The organism is Winogradskyella sp. ABM4_392, assembly GCF_056160445.1.
In genome coordinates this window covers 95410-118238 of record NZ_JBSWXE010000006.1, presented here as the reverse complement: position 1 = coordinate 118238, position 22829 = coordinate 95410, and the positions used below count along the sequence as shown (strand labels likewise).

Here is a 22829-nt window from a genome sequence, read left to right as displayed (position 1 = left end):
CTTAAATTGTATAATCATATAAACTTATTTCTTCTCTATAATGTGAACATCACGTTGTGGGAACGGAATAGTAATATTATTTTCTCTAAAAAGTCTATCAATCTCAAAGCGAATATCACTCTTAGGGAAAGACGCTTTAAAACTATCATTTAACGTAAAAACTAATCTAAAATTAAGAGCACTATCACCAAAGTCTCTAAATAGAACTATTGGTTCTGGTATCGCTATGACATCTGGATGAGTACTTGCCGTTTGTAATAATAACTTTTTTACCAACTGTACGTCACTACCGTAAGCCACACCTACATCTACGCTTTCTCTGGTTAGCGTACCATTTTGAGTCCAATTATATAACGAATTGGTTAAATACAGATGGTTGGGAATTACCAATACTTTGTTATCTATGGTTACAGCTCTGGTAGTTCGTAATTTTATCTCTTCTACTCTACCTACTTTACCTTCTAACTCTATAATATCACCAACATGTACCGATTGGTCTATAAGTATAAAAACACCAGAGATGATATCCTGAAAAAGGGTTTGTAATGCCAAACCAACACCTATCAAAAGTGCTGCCGATGCTGCAAATACTGCGGTAACATTTACACCAACCGAGTGTAATGTTATAAGCAAAATTATAATGTAGATTAACCACCTAAAGTAGCCATATACCACATTAAATTTTCCTTTATCAGCTTCTGGTAAGTTTCTTGTGATAATCCTTAAGAATATTTTTAAAACAACTGTTGTGATAACAATAGCTGTGATAACAATAAGCATATCAAAAATTGAAATACTTATTTGATCCGTAAAGTCTATGTGCAGACTTAGAAACTTCTTAACACTTTCCCATGCTGAGCTTTCAGTTATTTTTTCCTCTATTTCACTAAGTCCTTGTGTCATGTACTTAATACTTCAACCATTTAAAAAGTTCCTTATAGGTTGGTTTTTTACCATACATTAAAATACCAACTCGGTAAATCTTAGCAGCAAACCAAACCGCAAATATAAATGTACCTATTAGAAGTAACAATGACAAACCTTGTTGCCAAAGAGGTACACCAAACGGAATACGCATTAACATTACCACTGGAGACGTTAATGGAATAAATGAGAATACAGTAGATACAGTACCATGCGGATCTTCAATAACCGTAAATACACCAACATATACCGCTAAAATCAGAGGCATTAAAATTGGTAACATAAACTGTTGCGTATCTGTTTCGTTATCTACAGCTGCACCAATAGCTGCGTAAAGCGAACTGTAAAGCAAATAACCTCCAATAAAAAAGAAGACGAAAGCAATTACCAGATTTAATATTGGCAAATTGTTAATGCTATTTATAAGATTTTCTGCTATGGCTTGAGCACCTTCTGCTTGCATAGCTTGGTTCATTAACTCTTGTTGTGGTGCGGAAGCTTGGGCTAAATCTATTCCAAAGATTGCTGAAACCACAACCATTAACACGCCACCTAAAATTACCCAAATGGCAAATTGAGTTACACCAGCTAATGATGTCCCTATTATTTTACCCATCATTAACTGTATAGGTTTTACCGAAGAAATAATCACTTCAATAATTCTACTGGTTTTTTCTTCAATTACACTGCGCATAATCATGTTACCATAGATTATGATAAACATAAATAACAAATAACCTGCAATACCACCAAATGCCAGTTTTATGATATTATCTAGTTTAGAACTTTTTTGACCATCAAAACTTTCTTGTGCAATGTCTACTTTGGTTTTAGCAGCTTCTATTTGAGCAAGAGACACACCATCTTTTTGAAGTTTTTTATCGCGCAAATGTTTTTCTATTCTGCTCTCAATACTAGAAATAATAGTTAACGAAGGCGTCTCTTCTGAGTAAAACTTAATATGCTTAGAAACCTCATTTAAAGAATCTACTTTTTCCACATGAAGCAAGCCATAATTATTGGTTTCTTTTACAAGTTTTATAGCTTCTTCTAAACTAAAGTCATCGAGATTATTGTAAGTTGTATTCTCTATGTTCTGAAAAACATCCTTTAAAAAACCTGATTCATCCAATACTGAAATAGTACGCTTTTTATCATTATTTAATTGTGATAAATAAGCCACCACAGCAATAAGCGCAATCATAATTAACGGACTTAAAAAAGTCATTATAATAAAGGACTTATTCTTTACCTTGGTAAGGTATTCGCGTTTTATAATAAGTGGTAAATGATTCATTCTTAGTTGTTTTTTACAGTTTGAATAAAAATATCATTCGCTGTTGGTATCACTTCTACAAAGTGATGCACTTCTGCTTTTGAAGCTAAAAATGATAATAAATCGTTTGATGACGTTGACGCATCAATCTTAACATTGAGCTTTATATCATCATTCAAATTCTTGAAGGTTGCTGGCAAGACTTCAAACTTATTTTTTATGTCTGCGATAACCGCTTCACTATTGTTAGATTGCAAACCGACTTCGAAGGTATTTGTTTTAAACTGACGTTTAATATCGTTGAGCTTACCATCTAAAATTTTATTCGACTTGTGAATCAATGCAATATGGTCACAAAGTTCCTCGACAGATTCCATACGATGTGTTGAAAATATAACAGTTGCTCCTTCGTCTCTTAGCTGAAGGATTTCATCTTTTATTAGGTTGGCATTTATAGGGTCAAACCCTGAAAAAGGCTCATCAAAAATTAAAAGTTTTGGTCGGTGTAAAACCGTAACTACAAACTGAATTTTTTGTGCTTGACCCTTACTTAATTCTTGAATTTTTTTGTTCCACCAATCTCCAATCTCTAACTTATCGAACCAATATTTTAATCGGGTTCTGGCTTCGGTTTTAGACATTCCTTTTAACTGCGCCAAGTATAAAGCTTGCTCTCCAACTTTCATGGATTTATATAAACCACGCTCTTCTGGCAAGTAACCAATATCTCTAATATGCTCAGGTTTTAAAGGTTGTCCATCTAGCTGAACCGTACCTTGATCTGGCATTGTTATTTGATTGATAATACGAATTAAAGTGGTTTTACCAGCACCATTAGGGCCAAGTAATCCAAAAATACTGCCTTTAGGAACAGCAATGGAAACTTCATTTAGTGCTCTAAAATCTCCGAAACTTTTAGATACGGAATCAGCAACTAACAAATCGTTCATATGAATTGCGGTTTTATACAACGGTTAGTGTGTAAATATATTAAATGTTACAACACTAATAAGGATTTTTAATTATTAATCAAGTTAGATTATACTACTTAATGGTCTAAAAAACAAAACCCACCCTTATGGTTAGATAAGGATGGGAAAAAATTGCTATGAAAAAGAAAAATTACCGCTAATTAGCATTAGCGATAATTCAAAGATAGTATTTTTTATTTAACATTTAAGGTTTTACGAAAACATATCCTTAACCTTTTCAAAAAAAGATTTGTCAGAGCTTTCTGGTTTAGGCTCAAAATGCTCGTCATCTCTCATGTTTTCGAAAAATTCTTTCTGTTTTTTGTTCAAAGTCTTTGGTGTCCAAACATTTACATGAACCAGTAAATCTCCTTTACCATATCCATTAATACTTGGTATACCTTTTCCCCTTAGTCTTAAGATTTTTCCAGATTGTACGCCTGCTTCAATCTTAATTCTTACTTTACCTGTTACAGTATCTATTTCTTTAGAAGTACCTAAAACCGCATCTGGTAAACTTACATACATGTCGTAGTGTAAGTTGTCACCTTCTCGTTTTAATGTTGGGTGCTCTTCTTCTGAAATTACAACCAAAAGATCACCAGCAATTCCGTTTCCTGGTGCATCATTACCTTTTCCGGTAACTTTAAGCTGCATACCATCTACAACACCTGCAGGTATTTTTACAGAAACAGTTTCTTCAGATACCTTTAAACCTTGTGCATCTGCATCAGAAGGTTTCTTGTCTATAATCTGCCCAGCACCACCACATGTTTGGCAAGTTGTGGCCGTTTGCATTCTACCTAAAATAGTATTCGTAACTCTGGTTACCTGACCAGCTCCATTACAGGTTGTACATGTTTTATAGGTAGTACCTGGTGCTTGCTTCTTGCGTTTTACTTTTATCTTTTTCTCAACACCATTGGCTACTTCTTCCAGAGATAATTTAACACGTATTCTAAGGTTGCTTCCCTTTACTACACGTTGTCTTCCGCCTCCACCGAAGCCACTAAAACCACCTCCACCAAAGGCACCTCCAAAAATATCTCCAAACTGACTAAAGATGTCATCCATATTCATGCCACCTCCGCCAAAGCCACCTCCGCCTTCAAAGGCTTGATGACCAAATTGGTCGTAACGTGCTTTTTTGTCTGGATTACTTAAAACCTCATAAGCTTCAGCTGCTTTCTTAAATTTTTCCTCAGCCTCCTTATCATCTGGATTTTTATCTGGATGATACTTTAAAGCCATCTTACGATAGGCTTTTTTTATCTCTGAGTCCGAAGCACCTTTACTTACTCCTAGTATGTCGTAATAATCTTCTTTCATGTTTATTGCCCAAAAAATTGGGTATCTTTTATTGTTCTCGATACAATTTTTCGTCCCTCAAAATCACTCGAACTGACGAATCGTTAATACTCTATCTGCTAAGCCTGTCCGATAACCACTTTTGGGAAACGAATAACTTTATCACCAAGTTTATAGCCACGCTCTACAACATCAATGATTTTACCTTTTAAATCATCACTTGGAGCTGGTATTTGGGTTACCGCTTCATGATCATCTGCATTGAAGGTATCGCCTTTGTTAACTTCAATTTTAGATAAGCCTTTTTGCTCTAATGTGTTTAATAATTTGTTGTAAATCAAAAGCACACCTTTGCGTAATTCTTCGGCTTCTTTATCTTCTTCAATATGCATTAAGGCACGTTCAAAATCATCTAAAACTGGCAACATAGCTAACATTACACCTTCGCTGGCAGTCTTAAATAACTCTATACGCTCTTTATTGGTTCTTTTCTTATAGTTTTCGAACTCAGCAAACAAACGCATAAATTTATCTTTCTCTGCTGCCAACTGGTCTTGTAATTGTTCTTCAGCAGTTTTTTCTTCTTTTTGCTCTTGTTCTGCAGTTGCTGTTGCAGTATCGTCTACTTGTGGCTCTTCAACCTCTTTATTTTTATCTTTTTTACTCATTTTGAGTTTGTTTTATTTTGAATCTGAATTTTAAATCTACGATTTAGGGTTGCAAAAGTACTGCCATTATTATAATAATGTCAAAATGTCATTAACATTTTTTTATAATACTAGCAGCTCCTATATCCTTAACTTTGCTTTTCAACAAACATATTTTAAAAAAACACTAACATGAAAACAACGTTTTTAAAAATTACCGCTTTAGTAGCATTTGTAGCCTTCTCTAGTTGTAAAGACAAAGCTGAAGAAGCAGAAACAAAAGCCGCTGAAGATGCTGCTGTAGCAGAAGCTACTGCTGTAACTTACAAGGCAGACACCGACAATTCAACTATTAACTGGAAAGGTTTTAAACCAACAGGATCACATACAGGAACTATTAGCATTATGGATGGAACTGTTGCAGTAAACGATGGAAAAATAGAAAGTGGAAGCTTCGCTATTGACATGAAAACCATAGCTGTAACGGATATTCCTGCTGATGATGAAGGTAATGCTAAATTACAAGGGCACTTATCTGGACCAGATTTTTTTGATGCAGAAGGTTTCCCTAAGGCAACATTTGAAATTACTGGCTTAGGAACTAAAGATGGTAAAACCATGCTTTCTGGTAACTTAACAATGAAGGGTGAAACAAACAACATTAGTTTCCCAGTGAAAACATCTATTGATGGTGACACAATGACCCTAAAAAGTGAAACATTTACTATTGACCGTTCTAAATGGAATGTAAAGTATGGTTCTAAATCGTTTTTTGATGATTTAGGTGATAAGTTTATCAATGACGATATAGAGTTAAGTATTTATCTTATAGCTATGAAAGCTTAACATATAGAGACGTCAGTTCGAGTGGATTTTAGATGCGATAGCAGATAAAATTTGTATCGAGAACTATTTTCACATGCGAGACTTCTCGATACAATTGCTCATCCTTCGCAATCACTCGAAGTGACAAATCAACAAATAACAAAAAGCACTTACGTTTCCGTAAGTGCTTTTCTTCTCCATAGCAATCTTATCTCTAAAATTGCCTCGCTATTAATCAACCATCATCAACCAAAACAATGATTAATAACGTTGTAGTAATGCGCTAACTATTAACACTAAAACCATATTACGGCATTACTACAGTATCAATGACGTGTATTACACCATTGCTACCTTTTACATCTGTCGCAGTAATCTCACTATAATTACCATTTTGGTCTTTCAACCAGATTTTTCCATCTTTTTGCATTACAGTTAAGATCTCACCTGCTAAAGTCTTTACCTCTACTGATCCTTTGCCTTTCTTTAAAGCAGCTACAACATCGCTAGCCATTAATTTTCCTGGCACTACGTGATAAGTTAAAATCTTAGTTAAGGTCTCTTTGTTTTCTGGCTTTAATAAGTTGCCTAAAGTTTCTTTGTCGATTTTTGCAAAAGCATCGTTGGTTGGCGCAAATACAGTAAAAGGACCATCACCTTGTAAGGCTTCAACTAATTCTGCTGCTTGTAAAGCTGTAACTAAAGTTGAAAAATTCTCATTGCCTACTGCTGCGTCTACAATGGTTTCTTGTGCCACAGTCTTTTGTGAGAATGTTAAGGCTACAATTGTCGTTAAAACAAATACTAACTTTTTCATGATTTTTTTAAAATTTTGGTTAAACTATTGCACTTATTTCGTTTTTGAAGTGCTTTCATTTATATTTACACAGGCTTGATGCTAATGGATGAGCAAGCCTTTATTTTTGGGAAATCTTTAACATTAATGCAAAACGATAACTTTCTTATTCAACAACTCAAAGACAAGGATGAGCGTGCGTTATCGTTACTCTACGACAAATATGCTGGTGCCATTTACAGTGTGATTATAAAAATGGTACGCGACGAAGGCAAAGCCCAAAATTTACTCCAAGACACCTTTATGACCGTTTGGGATAAAGCCGAAAGCTACGATGCCAGCAAAGGCCGTTTTTATACTTGGGTATTTAGAATTGCAAGGAACAAAACGTTAAATTTTCTCAGAAAAGTAGAACCTCTCATCCAAACGGATGATTTTAGTGTATATGATAATAAAGAAGAAGCTATTAGTATAGACGCTAAGTATTTAGAACTTAATGGTGCCATAACCACGTTAGAAGAACACCATAAGGAAGCTATAGAACTGGTATATTTTAAAGGCTTAACACATAAGGAAGGACACCAGCAGATGGATGTGCCTCTTGGCACGTTTAAATCTTATGTGCGCCAAGCTTTAAAGCAATTGCGAAAAGCCTATACCAAAACCCTGAGTGTACTTTTACTAATACTAAATGCGCTGTGATGATGGATAAGAAAACGATATTAGATAACGGACTATTAGAGCAATACCTGCTTGGTGAACTCAACGCACAAGAATGCGAACAGATTGAGCAAGTCTTAGCAACTGATACCGAACTAAAAGCGCAGTTTGATGCTATTGAAAAAGATTTTGAAACGCTTGGTTTAGAAAATGCTATTGAGCCACCAAAAGGCATTAAATACCAATTAATACAAGATATTAGAGAAGCCAAAGACACCAAAAACAATAGGAATAACACCAATCTTAAGTATTACTTAGGTATTGCAGCCAGCATAACAGCATTATTAATGCTTGCTAACTTTTGGATGTATAACGAGTTGAGCGACGTAAAACAACAACTACAAACGGTTGAAACCGAAAAAACCGAGTTAAACGATAAACTCAACAACCTCAACAAACAAATAGATGAGGAAATTGCACTATTTAGTACCATAGCACATCCTGATACTGAGCAATATGTCTTAAAAGGCAATACCTTAATGCCAGATGGCAAAGTGGTAAGTTATGTAAACCATAGCACCAAATCTGTGGTGATTAATACCGAGCGATTACCAGATCTCGACGCTGAGCACGACTACCAAATGTGGGCAGACGTAGAAGGCGAAATGATAAATATGGGAGTCATTACCAAAGACCAAAATCTTATGGCAATGAGCTATATAGACCATGCCGAATCTCTAAACATTACCATTGAACCTGCTGGTGGTAACGACCACCCAACTGTATCTCAATTGGTGACTAACGTTTACCTCAACTAGCCTGAAAAAATACGTAGGGTTACGTATAGTTTGTTTTATTGTATTTTTTAATTTTAATGCTTTGAATTAGGCTAGTATTGGTTTTATTCTGCTTAAGTGCTGGGATAAAGTAATATTTTGCTTAGTTAAAACTAGTTGGCTATAATTTAAGAAAGCATATGCAAACAAGAAATGTTCTTCCTCAAGACAACCTCTTTTATTCTGTACTTTTAAGTTTAGATGGAGGAAAATCATATGGTTCTGGCTTCAGAACAAAATATAAGAACCATAATTATCTTGTTACTGCGAGACACGTTCTGTTTACGGAAAACTACGATATAAGAGCTAAAAGCTTAATAATTACTTGCCAAAATAAGAACAATATTGATGAACCTTTAATTTTAGAAATTGATTTAGAAAAAGCATTTTGCAAATACGACAAGATTAATGACGTTGCTATAATTAGACTTGGAGAATTTAAAAAACTATATGACAAAGAAACCCCTTTGAAGACAGATAAAACCAAACACAAAAGACCCACAGTTTTAATTGGAGAAGATTATTTAACAGAAATATCTTTACCTGAAAATCTTAGGCTTGTTTCTCTTGACAAAGAAGCGACCAGAGGAATTGACGAAATAAGAATAGGTAATGACGTTTTTTTAATGGGTTATCCAACTTCTCTCGGTATGAGACGGAATGAAGACTTTGATAGTAGCAAACCTTTATTGAGAAAAGGGATAATAGCTGGAGTACATAAAAATAAAAACACATTCATAATTGATTGTCCAACATATTTTGGAAATAGTGGCGGACCAATAGTCGAATACGGAGAAGATGATTATTATAGAATTATTGGAATTGTTTCTAAATATATTCCATTCGTCACGCATTGGCATAGTAGTCGTGAACATATAACTAATACCGAACTGACTAATTCAGGATACACAGTGTGTGTTCCTATTCAAGCCGCATTTGACCTAATAGATAAACAGAATAACTAAAATGAATTGGGACGAATTACATCCTAAAGTGAGACAATTGGCAGAAGAAAGATTTATTAATAAATTTTATGCAGATGCTATTTCTATGACATTAAGAGAAATAAACTCTATAGTCAAGGCAGAAATATTAAACTTAACTGGGACTGAATATGATGGAATAAACTTAATGAGACAAGCATTTGGTTTTCAATACAATAACGGAACACTTAATAGAGATGCGAGGATATTATTCGTACCTGATTTAACAACAGAATCGAGAAGAAACATACAAGATGGATATATGAATATTTTTGTTGGAGCTATGAGTGCAATTAGAAACCCAAAAGCTCACGAAAATATGATTCCGGATGAAACAAAAACAAGGCACCTACTTCAATTATCAAGTTTACTATTTATTAAACTTGAAGAGGCAGGTATACAAATACAAATGGAATAAATAAAAAACTACAGCCAACAATGGCTATAAGTAATTGCTTGTTCTCGCCTACTTCTGAAAATCCTCGCGGATTTTCAACTTGGTGTATACTTGCAGAGTTTAGTACTAACACACGCAACAACTCATAGCCGAGACCGTTGTGCGTCATTTACTAGAACCGAAATTGAACAGTAATCAATGATTAAAAAATGGATTCATAATCTTCTCAGAAAAGAAGAAAGCAATGATATCAATATTGACATTTTTCAAGAAGCCATAATTGATTATCGTCAAGAGGGAAAGGAACTTATGTTTAAACTTGGAGAAAAATATGGTTTAAATATAGAGGTTAAAGAAGACTATGAAAAATTGATATCTAGAAGCAATAAAAATATACCAAGAAGAGGAGAACTTTCGAAAAGATGGAATTATAGTTTTCACGGAGGAGAATGTGGATTCTACAATAAAAAACATCAAAAACAAGTGGAAGTTGTTTTAAGTAATCCGCCTGAATTTGGACATATAGATTCTTGGTTTCTTCTGTCTTATATGCAATCAGTTGATAAATACAAAAGTGAAGTTGCAGAATTGGATTGGCAGAAATTAAAGTTGGTTGTAGAAAAACTATATGTAACTGGTAAAATCAAAAAAGTAGTTGAATAAAATATACAACATACTACTAAATGAACTTCTAATAGGAACAACTGAATTAGAAAAAGCTGATGCACCTATGGGAGTTGTATTTGGACTGATTGAATTTAACGGAATTGAATCGCCTTACGAATTCCTCAAAGAATACTGTTTGAATAAACAAATCGAACTCGCCTCTGATTATCCAGAAGACAAAATGATTTCTACAATGAGTATTCCTGAATTAAAAATCACAAGAGACAATGGAATCGAAATTAAAGGAATTGGAAATCAAATAACAGGAATGGATAATGAAGAATATGAAATATCAATATTCGGAATTCCATATCCATTTTACGAAGAGGAATTTCCTCATCACGTAAAAGAGTATGAAAATATGTTTAATAAAGAATAAAAAACGAACGCACAACAATGGCTAAAAGTAATTGCTTTTTCTCGCCTACTTTCTAAATCACACCAACAAATCCTCCAAAGCTGGTCTTAGATTAGCATACGTAAAATTAAACCCTTTGTTTTCTATTTTTTGTGAGCTCACGCGTTGGCTTTCAAATAAGAGAATATGCATTTCACCAAGTGCCAATTTCATTGCAAATTTTGGGATATTTGGCAATATTAAAGGACGTTGCAATACGCTTGCCGCTATTTTAGTAAGCTCTTTATTGGTCACAGCATTTGGAGCTACACCATTGTAAATGCCTTCTAGTTGGTATTGCAAAACGTGCATAAAAATACTGGCAAGGTCTTGCACGTGTATCCAACTTTGCCATTGCTTGCCATCGCCAAAAGCGGCACCAGCACCAAACTTAATAGGTTTTACAATTTCTGGTAAAGCACCTCCATCTTTAGCTAACACCAAACCTATACGCACCTTGGCTACTTTACAACCTAAGGTTTTAAAACCATCTACAGCAGCTTCCCACTGCTCTACTACGTCTCCTAAAAACGTGTCAGACACTTGTGTTGTATCTTCCTCATAGTAGTTGGTTAAACTTGTTGGATAAATACCTATAGCACTCGCAGAAACCACATGCGCTATCTGGCAATTATGTGCTTTTATTGTATCTTGTAATAGCTGCGCTGTTTTAGTACGGCTTTCTAGGATTTCTTTTTTATAGCTGTCTGTCCAACGCTTTGAGATACTCGCTCCTACCAAATTGATGATTGCAGATACACCTTTAAAACAGTTGTGGTCTATCTCGTTGGTATTAGGATTCCAATAGAAACCTTTGTAATTGGCTTCGGCACTTAATTTAGATTTTGAAGTGGTTAAATAATGGACAGTTATCTCTTGTGCATGACATAGTTTTACAATCTCCTGCCCAATTAATCCTGTTGCTCCTGTTATTAAAACTGTCATTGCTTATTTCTTTTTCTTTAGCTTTTTTTGTTCTTAGCAAAGATACGACATGCTTTAGGGCTTCAACGAGACTTTAATTTGGATTTAACGTTTGGTGTGCTCATTGTCTGTTCGAGTGAATTTTAGATGCGAGAGCAGATAAAATTTGTATCGAGAACCTTTTCAACTCATAAAGCTTCTCGATACGATTGCTTAAGCTTCGGAATCACTCGAAGTGACATAGAGTTCCATTTAGCTCTCTGCGTTCGCTGAATGCTTCGTTGCACGAAGCATTTCCCTCTTACCAGGTGGACCAGGAAGCCGCTCAACTATAAAACCAACAGCTTGCATGGCACGTCGCACACTTCCTTTTGCCGAATAGGTAACCAAAATACCATTGTCTTTTAATGCTCTATACATAATCTTGAAGATGTCTTCTGTCCAAAGTTCTGGCTGTACACGTGCGCCAAACGCATCAAAATAGATAATATCAAATCTATTTTGGTCAGTGATGTCTTTAAAGAATTTTTCTTGCTTTTCGAGCTTGAAATTTGGACTTATAACGTGCTGCTCTTCCCAAGGAATCGTATGCATTTTCTCGAATTCAACATTATGCTGTTTAGAAATTAATTCGACATAATTTAGTTGTTGAATTTCTTCAGTTTTTACAGGATAGGCTTCTACTCCAACATAGTTTATGGATTGCTGAAGTTCTTCAGCTTTTAAAAAGGTAAGAAAGGCATTGAGTCCTGTACCAAAGCCTATTTCTAGAATGTTGATTGGGTGAGATCCTGAATCTAGTTCAGGGTGACATGATTGAAAATAAAAAAGCAAACCATGTTTTATAAACACATGGTTTGCTTCTTGAATAGCACCATGAATGGAATGGTATTGTTCATTCCAATCTTCTATCTGAATGGTTTTAGAACCATCTGATGTGGTGATTATTTTTCGCTTCAATTACTGAATTAAAAGTTTTCTAATCTTCGGTATTGGTCCTGTACATTCGGTTTTATGACAAGCCAAACAATTATTAATGGCTGTATTGTAACGCTCCTTTAATTCAATATTAGATAAAGTATCTACAACCATTTGCTGAGCGGTTATAAAACCATCTACCTTACTATTCCAAACTGCTGTTCTTCCATGACCATTACTCATTTCTGCGGAATGCAGTTTCATAAGATCTAAAGGCATAGACACAGGTGTTTCACCATTGATAATCTGCTGTTTTATTTGCAAATTATAGGCATACATACCATTCATAAGATTTGCCATCTCAGATGGTTGATGCATGATTAACTCTGGCTTTTCCTTTTTATCAGTAGGTTTTGGCTCAGTTTCATTCTTACAATTAAAGCATAAGAATAATACTACTGCAAAAGCAAGAATCTTATTGTTTAAGGAGAACTCCATCAGCTAAGAACTTGTATTCGAATTTAGGCTCAGTTATTGCAGCAATCTCTTCTGCAGATTTGCCTGCATCTTCTGCATAGTGTCTTAATTCGTCTACTGAAGTTTCTTCAACAAAGGCTTTTCCGTTTACGACTACTTCACCCTCAGCATTTAAAGGCATAAAGAAACCGTAATCTTTAAAACGCACCATAACTTCCTTGTCGTTACCCATATCTAAAGTCATCCAACAGCCTTTTTTAGAGCATACTTCGTTGATTTTTCCTGTCATTTTAGCATTGATGGTATCACCTGCTTTTAAGCCTTTGTAATGTTCCATCATACGATCTGACGATAATGCATCTGCATCATTAATTTCCATTCCGAAAGCGGCATAAGCAATCTCTTCTTTTATATCTTCTACCTTGTTTTCAGTGACTTCTTTTTCGTTTTTACAAGACACGATGGCTAAGCTCATTGCTAAGATTACAACTATTTTTTTCATTATTGATTTGTTTAGTATTGTTTATAATAGAACTACAAAATTACGAATTTTAAGATAATATTACCTTTTATTAACCACAATGATTTTGTACTTTTGCACAAATTTAAAACACCTCTTTAATGGTAGAAACTAACCCTAACGAAATCGTTGTAGTAAAGTCAGAAAATTCTAAAATCAACACTGTTGATTTTGACAACTTAACATTTGGGCGTGTATTTACAGACCATATGTTTGTATGCGATTTTGAAGATGGTAAATGGCAAACTCCAAAGATTATGCCTTACCAACCAATGACAATAGAACCTTCTGCGCGTGTGTTTCATTATGGACAAGCAGTATTTGAAGGTATGAAAGCCTATAAAGATGAGGATGGCAAAATATTTTTGTTTAGACCCGAGCAAAATTTTCAAAGAATAAATAAATCTGCTTCTAGACTTGCTATACCAGCATTTCCTGAAAATTACTTCTTTAATGGTTTAGAGACCTTATTGAAAATGGAAAGCGACTGGATAAAACCAGGACTAGGCAACTCATTATATATTAGACCTTTTGTTATTGCTACTGAGCCAGCTATATCTGCTTCACCAGCAGCAACGTATCGTTTTATGATTATTTGTTCGCCAGCAAAGGCTTACTACAATAAACCTGTTCGTGTTTTATTTGCTGAAAAATTTAGTAGATCTGCAGATGGTGGTGTAGGATTTGCAAAAGCAGCTGGTAACTATGCTGCTCAGTTCTACCCAACTGGATTGGCCCAGAAAAAAGGATTTGATCAAATTATATGGACTGATGCTTCTACGCACGAATATCTGGAAGAAGCTGGTACGATGAATATATTCTTTAGAGTTGGTGATAAATTGATTACAGCACCAACAAGCGATAGAATTCTGGATGGTGTAACACGAAAAAGTGTAATACAGCTTGCTGAGGATTTAGGCATAACGTGCGAAGTAAGACCTGTAAGCGTTAAGGAAATTAAAGAAGCTGCTATAGATGGAAGTCTAAAAGAAATATTTGGTGCTGGTACTGCAGCAGTAATTAGTCCAGTTTCAGCATTTGAGCATGCTGATGATGTTTTCGAAATTCCGCAGTTAGACAACTCTTATGCTTCACTATTTAAAAAGACACTTACAAGTATTCAACATAACCTATCGGAAGATAAACATGGTTGGAGACACGAAGTAAAATAATTAAAAAAGCAGCCGATTGGCTGCTTTTTTTTACGACTCTAAAATATCTTTAATATTTGGTTTAAAGTAATTAGGTCCTTTAAGAACCTTACCATCTTCTCTATAAATTGGTTCACCATCTTCACCGAGTTTGCTCATATTACTACGCTGAATTTCTTCAAAAACCTCTTCTATCTTATACTGAAGTCCATGCTCTATAATTGTACCACAAAGAATGTACAGCATATCACCTAGCGCATCTGCAACTTCTACCAAATCATTATCATTAGCAGCTTCGAGATATTCTTCGTTTTCTTCGCGCATAAGTTTGTAGCGCAGCATATTTTTTTCTATTCCTAAATCAGCTTTTGGTGTTTCTCTGTGTCCTATTTTAAAGGCTGTGTGAAATGCTTTTACGGCATTAATTTTATCTTGCATATTGAATAAAAACTAAGGTTGTTATTTTTTCGTATATAGAACAGAGACCATCATTTTTTGATGATTTTGCTCTAATTTTAATTATTTTTGCATAAAAATACACTAATGTTTACTACAGGTCAACTGATTTTTGGGATATTATTTTTTATAGCTTTTGTTATTGCTGTAGCTTACCAATATCGTAAAGATTTAAAAATCCATAAAGCCTATTACAAAGGAACTGTTTGGATTCTTATTGCATTTATTGGCTTTATTGGTATGATTGCCGCAGTGAAGTTTCTTTTAATGTAATTACTCTCATATTTTTCACACTTTTTTAGAGGAGATACACCCTTTCAATTGTTTTATAGGAAAAGGTGCTATGATTTTTCTATACGTGGTTTTGGCTTTAGTCATTTTTAATGGATTGCTTTTGGTCATTAGCTCTAATAATACCGATGATTGTTAGTAAAACTAACTACCATTGATATAGCCAACTACTTTTTTAGTCGTTTGTCCTAATTTTCTTATCAATTCACATTTATTTTTTAACTTATAGACAGAAATATACCCTTTATTGGGTATGTTTTGATGTACTCCTACTTGGCATCTTTGAATCAAGGAATTACAGAATGGAATATAAATTTTATTGTTTTAAAGAACTGAAATATATGCCTCAACCAGAGTCTTCATACTGGTGCTGGGCAGCCTGTCTTTCACAAATGGTGATTGGTCTTAAAGCACCATCAAAATTTGGAAGAACACAATGTGAACTAGTAAGTGAGTACAGGTCTAATTTTATTGATAATCATAGATTTAGTTGTTGTACTACAGACAACACTATACCTGTTGGTTGTGATTTACCTTTGAAGGAAACTGACCTTGTAGAAGTATATGATAAAAGTGGATTTGACACTGAAGAAATTCAAATACTCAATTTAGATGATTTTGAATATATAAAAACTACATTAAAAAAATGCCAATCTCCAATTGTATTAAAAATAAGGATAAACCGTAGTGCTCACATGAACCTTATAACCGGTTACGGTGAAAAAGGTGACTGCAAATATGTCCTTGTTACCGATCCTCAAAATAGCATTGGCGAAACATATTATAAAATGGATGAATTTCGACGAAAAATTATCGTTGAAAGCGCGTGGACTACTGAAGTAAAAGGAGACCATCTAAAGACAGATGTAGCTCTTCAACAAAGTATAAATTTCATTGATGAGTTTATTGAGAAATATCAAAATGATATTTTTGAGTTTTCTAGAGACAACCTTCTGAACAGAGTTATCCTTCTTGATCCTTGGTCATATTTATCACATAATGAACCTTCAAGATTAGCTCAACTTATTAATGATTTACTGAATAAAAATGCTTACGACAAGGAAGAGTTACATGAGGTGTTTAAATTAATTAATGAGAATACCAAACCAAAGAATGACAAAAATGATCGATTAAAAACGTTCTGTTGGCCTTACATTAACAAAACAACTTTTGGTATTAGAGACCTTAATTTTATTGACGAAAATTTATTAAGAAAAAAGATTGACAAAGAAGGAATTAATCTTTCTGTCTTTAATAGAATTAAAAGAGGAGATGCATTCACTGTATTAAAGAATTATGCTATAACAATTCAATTAGAATTAAAAGAAAATATAATATATGTTAAACCTGTGAAATATCCTTTTAATTATTCCTTAAACACAGAATGGCAAAGTTATAACGACTTTATATACTCACTAATCTCCTTACCTACAATCGAATATTTTGCTGAAGACCGGACAAGACCAATAGGTGGATCAGCATTAACTATGTAATCAATAAACCCTAATTATATGGCACACGAAAATTTAAAATTTCCATTAAATCTAAAAAAGAACGATACATGGCAGCCTATTTATGGTGGACAGCACCATGGAACTTTTTATATGATTTATATAATGATTCATAACTATGAAGAAATAGAAGTAGCTAAAGACCAAAAAGCTTATAATTTTGAATGTAGTTTTAGACTTCAAAACTTTAGAGGCGCAATTACAATTGGCTTAAATGATTTCAGAAACCATCAATTTGCAGTTGATGAATCAGATGAAAATACGGAGAACATTTTAAATTTTAATTTAGAAGTAAAACCTTTTAAAAAGAATGATCATCTAAATAATGTTCAAATCCTATTAGAAAAACCAATAGAGTCAGGCCTAATTGCAGTATTTAATGTCTTTATTACTTCACCACCTGATTGTCTTTTCAATCCTAAAGACTTAGATAATTCAACATATATTAATCCATATACACACTTAAGGGATGGAGATCAATACATTGACGTCGCCTTTAGAAGAAATGGATCCGAGGAACAATTCAGACCACCAGAGGATATGGGTTGGGGTAAATATGGATTCTGTATACCTGATGTTTGTATTTTTGAATAAAATTAAAATACATATTTACAAAAGTGTTTTTTTCTTCGTGTTTCCAATTTTATCATTTGGTCAAACAGAGGAAAGCACTTTTTTGCATTTTTGTAATATAGGTAAGTATGAAAAAGCCAAAAATGTATTAAGTGCAATCAAAAATAAAGAATTAGCACTTCAACTAACTAATTATCTTAATGTAATCGAATATGGAAAATTTGATCAGATAGACTTAAACCGCTCGTTAGATTACACCACTGATAAACGCATAATAGCTTTAAATAAAATTAATAAATCATTAAAATTTTATTTAAAAGATGGGAGTGAATTAAAAGCTTATACACTTTTAAAAGAGAGCTTAAACATTTCTGAAAGTATAAATAATAAAGTCTTAATTTGTCTAAACTCTAGATTACTCCTAGAAATCTATAGTAGAACATTGTTTACATTAAATGATATATCATATAAATATGTGATAAATAATTATAAAAAACATGCTGCTAATAATTATGATAAGAAATTAGCAGAATTCTACGACTTTAAAATAACAATGCGATTCTTTTACAAAGACTCAACTGAAGTCTTGACAAAAAAATACAAGCAGATAAATACTCTTTACAAGAATGATTCTTTAACTTTTAACACAGCTAAACTTTATCTCAGTAACTCTGCGTATCACAATAGATTAACACAAAATATTGACAGTAGCTTTTATTATTTGAATAAAGCTAAAGTGTTTTTTGATTCTAAAAAAGGGTATTTTGAAAATGAAAAAAATATAGCCCTAGATGTAAATTTAGCATCCCTATTATTCCAACAAAAAAAGTACAATAAATCCATAGAAGTACTAAGCAAAATTGAAAATAACCAAAATGGCTATATATACCAAATTTTAGACTCGTATGTTAATTTATATAAGTACTATAATTATAATGCCTTGGGTGATTCGATTAATGCATTAAAGTATCACAATAAAGCACTTAGTCAAAGATTGGTTCAGAATCAAACTAAAAATCTGCAATTAGTCTCAGAATATGAAACTAAATATGAAGCGGAAAAAAAAGAAAATGAAAATCTGATTTTAAAAACTGAAAATCTAGAAACCGAAGCCAAGAGAAAACAAAACCAAAACATAGCTATTGGTTTGGGAGGAAGTTTAGTTTTAGGAAGCATCATTGCATTTTTATTGTTTAAAAACACCAAACGCAAACAAAAACTTGCAGAACAAGAAAAAGAAATAGAATCTCAAAAATTAGCAACTGTTTTAAAAGAGCAAGAATTAACTGCTATTGATGCCATGATTGAAGGTCAAGAAAAGGAACGTCAACGCATTGCTAACGATCTGCATGATGATTTAGGTGGATTGATGGCCAACGTAAAGTTGCATTTTAATGCCTTAAAAGATAAAGACTCACCAGAGCTCTTCAATAGAACCAACAACCTTATTGAAGAAGCTTACCAAAAAGTACGTACTGTTGCTCATGCTAAAAACTCTGGCGTTATTGCTAAGCAAGGTTTACTCAAAGCTGTAGAGAACATGGCTGAGAAAATATCTGCTTCTAACAAAATACAAATAGACGTTATTGATCATGGTCTAGATAATCGATTAGAGAATAGTTTAGAATTAACCTTGTTCAGAATTATTCAAGAGCTCATTACCAACGTTATAAAACATGCTGAGGCAACTGAAGTTACGATTCATTTAACTAATCATGACGACACTATAAATATTATGGTCGAAGATAATGGTAAAGGGTTTAATCCAAATCAGGTAACAAAAACTAATAAAGGCATGGGAATTAGCAGTATTGATAAACGCGTAGAACATTTGGATGGGAAACTGACCATTGAGTCTGAAAAAAATAAAGGAACAACTGTAATAATCGATATACCATTATGATACGACTAGCAATTGCAGAAGACCATCAGTCATTAATTGATGGTATAAAACTTCTTTTAGAATACGAAGATGATATTGAGATTGTGGGCACCGCCAACGATGGTGAAGCATTACTAAAATTGGTAAGATTAAAGCAACCTAATGTTGTTATCACTGATATTAGGATGCCTAAAGTCGATGGAATCTCTGCTACCAAAGCGATAAAAAAAGAACTCACTCATACCAAAGTTTTAGGATTTACAATGTTTGATCAACAAGATGCAATTAAACAAATGCTAGATGCTGGCGCTTCTGGCTATCTACTCAAGAATTCACCTTTGGAAGAAGTCCTTAAAGCTGTACGTTCCGTCTATAATGGCGACACCTACTTTGATGCTAACATCAAAGTAGAAGATGATAACAACACCAACAAAAAAGCAAAAGGCAAGCTCACAAAACGTCAAATAGAAATTTTAGCACTTGTCGGTCAAGGGAAAACCTCTCGAGAAATAGCAGACGAATTATTTATTGGTGTACATACTGTAGATACACACCGAAAGAATATGATTCGGATATTAGGTCTACATGGCAAAGGCGAATTAATGCGCTATGCTCTAGAAAAGAAGTATAAATTTTAATTATTCTCTGATCAATAAAAATCTTCTATAATTTCAATAAAAAATCCCCATTAATGGGGATTTTTTTGCTTTAATACGTTTTGTAGGTTTACACTGACTATTAATTCTTGTAACTTATGAAACGATTATTACCCTTAATTTTATTGACATTATGCCTATCATATAATGTGTTCTCACAAAGCTCTGGCAATTTTACTGTTAATGACTTATGCTATAATGCAACGACCAATTGCAACAATACTTTTGACACTTATCAAATTATAATACCTTATGATGGCAAGATTATATTCTCTGGTACTTTATCTAGTTCTAGTACTAATGGTGACCCTGTTGCTTTTACAATAAACGCAAGTATCAATTATACAAATAATGGAGGAACTCCATCAGGCCAGACTGTTGGAGTAGCCCAAAATCAAACTGGATCTAATATTGAGATGGAAACAAACGGTCTACAAGCTGGTATAACAGTAGACGTTAGCATTTCTGCCAATTTAAGTCCTAGTTACTGGACAGCAGCTTATGACATCTCTTATACTGTGGTTCCACCTATGTATAATAATGACTCAGAACCTAATGATGATTATACACAAGCTATAATTACAACTGAGAACAGTTTATACGAAGGCCATGGGCAATTTATACCTGGAGATATTAATAACATAGCAGAAAGTGATGATTGGTACAAACTTACTGTTCCTACTAATGGAACACTAAATATAACTGTTAACCATGATACTGTTATAGAAGATTATTATTCTACATACATACAAATGTATAAGCAAAATAATGATGGTTCTGCAACTTCTGGTATAGGTTATCAAAACAGCAATACTAATGGACTACTTTTAGCTTCAGCATATTGCCTTAAACAGGGAGATGTTGTTTTCCTAAAAATAGCTGGAAATGATAATAGTTATCAAATGTATTGGAATATGCAAGAACCTCTTGGATATATTGACAACGAACCAAATGACTTAGACTATCAGGCATTAACTATAAATTTAAATGAGACCAAATATGGCAATATTGGCCATGGTATTACACCAGATGCTAATGGACAAGCATTAGACGATGATGCTGATTGGTATAAATTTATAGTAGCTGAATCAGGTGATGCTACTATAACCCTAAATGCATCTCAAACTTATGTAAGAATACTAGAAGCTTTTTTTGAAAATTTAGACGGAAGTTTATCACCTACCTATTTCACAAATAATGGTACTGACCCAAACTATGATTTTTACTGTATTACAGAAGGAACCTATTATATTAAGGTTGAAGACACCACAAATTCACCTATAGGTAGTGGATTCACAAATGGTGGAAGTTGTCAAGAGTGTTGTAGTACATACTCTATTTCTTATACGTTTTCTAATGGCGCAACAAATGGTAGTGATGAATACGAACCTAATAATGATATAGGTACTGCAGAATACTTACCGTTTGATAGCAATTTTAATGGCCAAATCGGATACAATATTATAAATCAAATAGATAATATTGATTACTACGAAATACAAACTGACTATAATGGTGCATTAGAAATCAGCTTTAGCGAACCCTTTATAGGTACAGTTTATTTCTATTATTATGAAGGTATCCCTATTTCCGTTGGCAATATTAACACCAACTCTGATGGAGAAGTTACATCTGTAAGTGTCCCTTGCGCTGCTGAAGGAGAGACATATTATCTTTCGCTTTATTCAGCATCTTGTACATCATACCAATTGTATGCAACAAATACTTATTCGGGTGTAAATGGAGAATTGGAACCTAACAACACAACTAATGACTCTCAAACTTTAGATGAGTACGACAATGTATTTGGACAGGTAGGTTATGGAAACGGTTCTAGTCTTGATAATTACGATTATTATGATATTCCTATTTCAAACTCAACACCTATTGAGTTTTATTTTGACCTATATGGTGATTCTACAGTAGAATTGAGAAACGATTATTCTATGCTTACGAGTATTACTCAAGATCAAAACTCTGGATCAATTACATCACTCACTTATAACAATATTGAATCTAGCTCAAACTATTTCTTAAGAATAACTGGCAATAGTTGTACAGATTATGATTTGTACGGATGGAATCAAAATTTTACAGCGGAAAATGACACAGAACCAAACAATTCGCTATTTGAGGCAACAGAAATCAATTTTAACCAAGACTATGCAGGAAGACTAAGTTACTATAGCTCTGGCAGTGATACTGAGGATTATTATAGTTTCACACTATCTCAAAATGATGATGTAGAATTTCAATTAAATGCCTTTGAAGGATTAAATAATAATGCATCATTAACTGTATATGATGCTGTAAATAGCAATCAAGTTTTTCAACTTAATCATGATGGTACTAATTCTTCAAGAACAACTAATACGGTTAACCTTAATGCTGGCAACTACTATTTCATTATCACAGGAACGGACCAAACCGGATCTTACGATTTTAGAGTTACACCTCAAAACACATTGAGCATAAATAATTTTATTGATATTACTGCATCCATTTTCCCAAATCCAGCAAAAGATGAAATCAAAATAAATCTTAACAATCATCATGAAGACATAAGTGCTTCTATAGTAGATATAACTGGTAAGTCGGTACAAACTTTTGATGTCAATTCAAGTGAAACCCATGTAAATATTACTTCTTTAGAAAGAGGCCTATATTTTATGGTATTAAAAATCGGTAACTCAACAATTACAAAACGCTTCATAAAACATTAGTTAGTTGTTAATTAAGATAGTTAGGTTGCTATGAACTTTAGGGAAAAGACTATTAACCAGC

25 protein-coding genes are annotated in these 22829 nt (G+C 33.6%); 14 read left to right on the top strand and 11 right to left on the bottom strand.

What is annotated here, in order from left to right; genetic code table 11:
- Positions 1–24: 24 nt before the first annotated feature.
- The 5 genes from ACXAFS_RS13030 to ACXAFS_RS13010 form a co-directional block, all read right to left on the bottom strand.
- The gene (locus ACXAFS_RS13030; protein WP_475307468.1) at positions 25–903 is read right to left on the bottom strand and encodes a mechanosensitive ion channel family protein; all 879 of its coding nucleotides are present in this window, start codon (positions 901–903) and stop codon (positions 25–27) included.
- 4 nt (positions 904–907) lie between these two features.
- Positions 908–2221 carry an ABC transporter permease gene (locus tag ACXAFS_RS13025; protein ID WP_475307467.1) on the bottom strand — a complete coding sequence of 438 codons (1314 nt, stop codon included), beginning with the start codon at positions 2219–2221 and terminating at the stop codon, positions 908–910.
- Positions 2222–2223: 2 nt separating this feature from the next.
- Positions 2224–3150: an ABC transporter ATP-binding protein gene (locus tag ACXAFS_RS13020; protein WP_138433764.1), complete on the bottom strand. Its 927-nt coding sequence runs from the start codon at positions 3148–3150 to the stop codon at positions 2224–2226.
- 234 nt (positions 3151–3384) lie between these two features.
- Positions 3385–4500 carry a molecular chaperone DnaJ gene (gene dnaJ / locus ACXAFS_RS13015; protein WP_475307466.1) on the bottom strand — a complete coding sequence of 372 codons (1116 nt, stop codon included), beginning with the start codon at positions 4498–4500 and terminating at the stop codon, positions 3385–3387.
- A 98-nt stretch (positions 4501–4598) separates the two neighbouring features.
- Positions 4599–5147, bottom strand: a complete 549-nt coding sequence (locus ACXAFS_RS13010; protein WP_475307464.1) for a nucleotide exchange factor GrpE — start codon at positions 5145–5147, stop codon at positions 4599–4601.
- Positions 5148–5318: 171 nt separating this feature from the next.
- On the opposite strand from ACXAFS_RS13010, the gene ACXAFS_RS13005 reads away from it, so the two are divergent.
- Positions 5319–5972, top strand: coding sequence for a YceI family protein (locus tag ACXAFS_RS13005; protein WP_475307462.1), 654 nt, complete (start codon positions 5319–5321; stop codon positions 5970–5972).
- 286 nt (positions 5973–6258) lie between these two features.
- Here the strand turns inward: ACXAFS_RS13005 and ACXAFS_RS13000 are convergent, their stop codons facing one another.
- Positions 6259–6768 carry a fasciclin domain-containing protein gene (locus tag ACXAFS_RS13000; protein WP_475307461.1) on the bottom strand — a complete coding sequence of 170 codons (510 nt, stop codon included), beginning with the start codon at positions 6766–6768 and terminating at the stop codon, positions 6259–6261.
- A 126-nt stretch (positions 6769–6894) separates the two neighbouring features.
- Here ACXAFS_RS13000 and ACXAFS_RS12995 point away from each other — a divergent pair, with 126 nt between their 5' ends.
- From ACXAFS_RS12995 to ACXAFS_RS12970, 6 genes are all read left to right on the top strand, one after another.
- Entirely contained in the window at positions 6895–7449 is a 555-nt protein-coding gene (locus ACXAFS_RS12995; RefSeq protein ID WP_475307460.1) for an RNA polymerase sigma factor, read from the top strand.
- Positions 7449–8225, top strand: coding sequence for an anti-sigma factor (locus ACXAFS_RS12990; RefSeq protein ID WP_475307458.1), 777 nt, complete (start codon positions 7449–7451; stop codon positions 8223–8225). Before ACXAFS_RS12995 ends, ACXAFS_RS12990 begins: the two co-directional genes overlap by 1 nt.
- Before the next feature lie 158 nt (positions 8226–8383).
- A complete protein-coding gene (locus tag ACXAFS_RS12985) occupies positions 8384–9208 on the top strand; it encodes a S1 family peptidase (RefSeq protein ID WP_475307457.1) in 825 nt (274 codons plus the stop codon).
- A 1-nt stretch (position 9209) separates the two neighbouring features.
- Complete coding sequence (locus tag ACXAFS_RS12980; RefSeq protein WP_475307455.1) at positions 9210–9644, top strand: TIGR02391 family protein; 435 nt, start codon at positions 9210–9212, stop codon at positions 9642–9644.
- Positions 9645–9821: 177 nt separating this feature from the next.
- On the top strand, positions 9822–10286 hold the full coding sequence (locus ACXAFS_RS12975; protein ID WP_475307454.1) for a DUF6896 domain-containing protein: 465 nt from the start codon (positions 9822–9824) through the stop codon (positions 10284–10286).
- Positions 10279–10668 (top strand): hypothetical protein, encoded by a 390-nt coding sequence (locus tag ACXAFS_RS12970; protein ID WP_475307453.1) that lies wholly within the window; start codon positions 10279–10281, stop codon positions 10666–10668. Before ACXAFS_RS12975 ends, ACXAFS_RS12970 begins: the two co-directional genes overlap by 8 nt.
- A gap of 57 nt (positions 10669–10725) precedes the next feature.
- Here ACXAFS_RS12970 and ACXAFS_RS12965 read toward each other — a convergent pair whose 3' ends face one another.
- The 4 genes from ACXAFS_RS12965 to ACXAFS_RS12950 all read right to left on the bottom strand — a co-directional run bounded on the left by ACXAFS_RS12965 (position 10726) and on the right by ACXAFS_RS12950 (position 13507).
- Entirely contained in the window at positions 10726–11631 is a 906-nt protein-coding gene (locus ACXAFS_RS12965) for a TIGR01777 family oxidoreductase (protein ID WP_475307451.1), read from the bottom strand.
- 231 nt (positions 11632–11862) lie between these two features.
- Entirely contained in the window at positions 11863–12570 is a 708-nt protein-coding gene (gene mnmC2 / locus ACXAFS_RS12960; protein WP_475307450.1) for a tRNA (5-methylaminomethyl-2-thiouridine)(34)-methyltransferase MnmC2, read from the bottom strand.
- Positions 12571–13026 carry a hypothetical protein gene (locus ACXAFS_RS12955; RefSeq protein WP_475307449.1) on the bottom strand — a complete coding sequence of 152 codons (456 nt, stop codon included), beginning with the start codon at positions 13024–13026 and terminating at the stop codon, positions 12571–12573.
- Positions 13004–13507 carry a DUF4920 domain-containing protein gene (locus ACXAFS_RS12950; protein WP_475307448.1) on the bottom strand — a complete coding sequence of 168 codons (504 nt, stop codon included), beginning with the start codon at positions 13505–13507 and terminating at the stop codon, positions 13004–13006. Before ACXAFS_RS12950 ends, ACXAFS_RS12955 begins: the two co-directional genes overlap by 23 nt.
- A gap of 119 nt (positions 13508–13626) precedes the next feature.
- Between ACXAFS_RS12950 and ACXAFS_RS12945 the strand changes: the two genes are divergently transcribed.
- Positions 13627–14697: a branched-chain amino acid aminotransferase gene (locus tag ACXAFS_RS12945; RefSeq protein ID WP_475307446.1), complete on the top strand. Its 1071-nt coding sequence runs from the start codon at positions 13627–13629 to the stop codon at positions 14695–14697.
- A gap of 30 nt (positions 14698–14727) precedes the next feature.
- Here ACXAFS_RS12945 and ACXAFS_RS12940 read toward each other — a convergent pair whose 3' ends face one another.
- Positions 14728–15114: a pyrophosphohydrolase domain-containing protein gene (locus ACXAFS_RS12940; RefSeq protein WP_475307445.1), complete on the bottom strand. Its 387-nt coding sequence runs from the start codon at positions 15112–15114 to the stop codon at positions 14728–14730.
- A 105-nt stretch (positions 15115–15219) separates the two neighbouring features.
- On the opposite strand from ACXAFS_RS12940, the gene ACXAFS_RS12935 reads away from it, so the two are divergent.
- The 6 genes from ACXAFS_RS12935 to ACXAFS_RS12910 all read left to right on the top strand — a co-directional run bounded on the left by ACXAFS_RS12935 (position 15220) and on the right by ACXAFS_RS12910 (position 22768).
- On the top strand, positions 15220–15405 hold the full coding sequence (locus ACXAFS_RS12935) for a hypothetical protein (protein WP_138433748.1): 186 nt from the start codon (positions 15220–15222) through the stop codon (positions 15403–15405).
- Between the two features lie 320 nt (positions 15406–15725).
- On the top strand, positions 15726–16916 hold the full coding sequence (locus ACXAFS_RS12930; protein ID WP_475307444.1) for a C39 family peptidase: 1191 nt from the start codon (positions 15726–15728) through the stop codon (positions 16914–16916).
- 18 nt (positions 16917–16934) lie between these two features.
- Positions 16935–17528 carry a hypothetical protein gene (locus ACXAFS_RS12925; protein ID WP_475307442.1) on the top strand — a complete coding sequence of 198 codons (594 nt, stop codon included), beginning with the start codon at positions 16935–16937 and terminating at the stop codon, positions 17526–17528.
- A gap of 37 nt (positions 17529–17565) precedes the next feature.
- The gene (locus tag ACXAFS_RS12920; protein ID WP_475307441.1) at positions 17566–19410 is read left to right on the top strand and encodes a sensor histidine kinase; all 1845 of its coding nucleotides are present in this window, start codon (positions 17566–17568) and stop codon (positions 19408–19410) included.
- Positions 19407–20027 carry a response regulator transcription factor gene (locus ACXAFS_RS12915; RefSeq protein WP_475307439.1) on the top strand — a complete coding sequence of 207 codons (621 nt, stop codon included), beginning with the start codon at positions 19407–19409 and terminating at the stop codon, positions 20025–20027. Before ACXAFS_RS12920 ends, ACXAFS_RS12915 begins: the two co-directional genes overlap by 4 nt.
- A gap of 116 nt (positions 20028–20143) precedes the next feature.
- Entirely contained in the window at positions 20144–22768 is a 2625-nt protein-coding gene (locus tag ACXAFS_RS12910; RefSeq protein ID WP_475307438.1) for a T9SS type A sorting domain-containing protein, read from the top strand.
- The last annotated feature ends 61 nt before the right edge of the window (positions 22769–22829 follow it).

Excerpts from the sequence above, each read along its gene's own strand:
- ACXAFS_RS12915 (WP_475307439.1), top strand. The coding sequence starts at position 19,407 with ATGATACGACTAGCAATTGCAGAAGACCATCAGTCATTAATTGATGGT.
- ACXAFS_RS12975 (WP_475307454.1), top strand. The coding sequence starts at position 9,822 with ATGATTAAAAAATGGATTCATAATCTTCTCAGAAAAGAAGAAAGCAAT.
- ACXAFS_RS13005 (WP_475307462.1), top strand. The coding sequence starts at position 5,319 with ATGAAAACAACGTTTTTAAAAATTACCGCTTTAGTAGCATTTGTAGCC.
- ACXAFS_RS12965 (WP_475307451.1), bottom strand. The coding sequence starts at position 11,631 with ATGACAGTTTTAATAACAGGAGCAACAGGATTAATTGGGCAGGAGATT.
- ACXAFS_RS12930 (WP_475307444.1), top strand. The coding sequence starts at position 15,726 with ATGGAATATAAATTTTATTGTTTTAAAGAACTGAAATATATGCCTCAA.
- ACXAFS_RS12990 (WP_475307458.1), top strand. The coding sequence starts at position 7,449 with ATGATGGATAAGAAAACGATATTAGATAACGGACTATTAGAGCAATAC.
- ACXAFS_RS12940 (WP_475307445.1), bottom strand. The coding sequence starts at position 15,114 with ATGCAAGATAAAATTAATGCCGTAAAAGCATTTCACACAGCCTTTAAA.
- ACXAFS_RS13020 (WP_138433764.1), bottom strand. The coding sequence starts at position 3,150 with ATGAACGATTTGTTAGTTGCTGATTCCGTATCTAAAAGTTTCGGAGAT.
- ACXAFS_RS12955 (WP_475307449.1), bottom strand. The coding sequence starts at position 13,026 with ATGGAGTTCTCCTTAAACAATAAGATTCTTGCTTTTGCAGTAGTATTA.
- ACXAFS_RS12945 (WP_475307446.1), top strand. The coding sequence starts at position 13,627 with ATGGTAGAAACTAACCCTAACGAAATCGTTGTAGTAAAGTCAGAAAAT.
- ACXAFS_RS12995 (WP_475307460.1), top strand. The coding sequence starts at position 6,895 with ATGCAAAACGATAACTTTCTTATTCAACAACTCAAAGACAAGGATGAG.
- ACXAFS_RS12980 (WP_475307455.1), top strand. The coding sequence starts at position 9,210 with ATGAATTGGGACGAATTACATCCTAAAGTGAGACAATTGGCAGAAGAA.
- ACXAFS_RS12950 (WP_475307448.1), bottom strand. The coding sequence starts at position 13,507 with ATGAAAAAAATAGTTGTAATCTTAGCAATGAGCTTAGCCATCGTGTCT.
- ACXAFS_RS13025 (WP_475307467.1), bottom strand. The coding sequence starts at position 2,221 with ATGAATCATTTACCACTTATTATAAAACGCGAATACCTTACCAAGGTA.
- ACXAFS_RS13010 (WP_475307464.1), bottom strand. The coding sequence starts at position 5,147 with ATGAGTAAAAAAGATAAAAATAAAGAGGTTGAAGAGCCACAAGTAGAC.
- ACXAFS_RS12925 (WP_475307442.1), top strand. The coding sequence starts at position 16,935 with ATGGCACACGAAAATTTAAAATTTCCATTAAATCTAAAAAAGAACGAT.
- ACXAFS_RS12985 (WP_475307457.1), top strand. The coding sequence starts at position 8,384 with ATGCAAACAAGAAATGTTCTTCCTCAAGACAACCTCTTTTATTCTGTA.
- dnaJ (WP_475307466.1), bottom strand. The coding sequence starts at position 4,500 with ATGAAAGAAGATTATTACGACATACTAGGAGTAAGTAAAGGTGCTTCG.
- ACXAFS_RS13030 (WP_475307468.1), bottom strand. The coding sequence starts at position 903 with ATGACACAAGGACTTAGTGAAATAGAGGAAAAAATAACTGAAAGCTCA.
- ACXAFS_RS13000 (WP_475307461.1), bottom strand. The coding sequence starts at position 6,768 with ATGAAAAAGTTAGTATTTGTTTTAACGACAATTGTAGCCTTAACATTC.
- ACXAFS_RS12935 (WP_138433748.1), top strand. The coding sequence starts at position 15,220 with ATGTTTACTACAGGTCAACTGATTTTTGGGATATTATTTTTTATAGCT.
- ACXAFS_RS12910 (WP_475307438.1), top strand. The coding sequence starts at position 20,144 with ATGAAACGATTATTACCCTTAATTTTATTGACATTATGCCTATCATAT.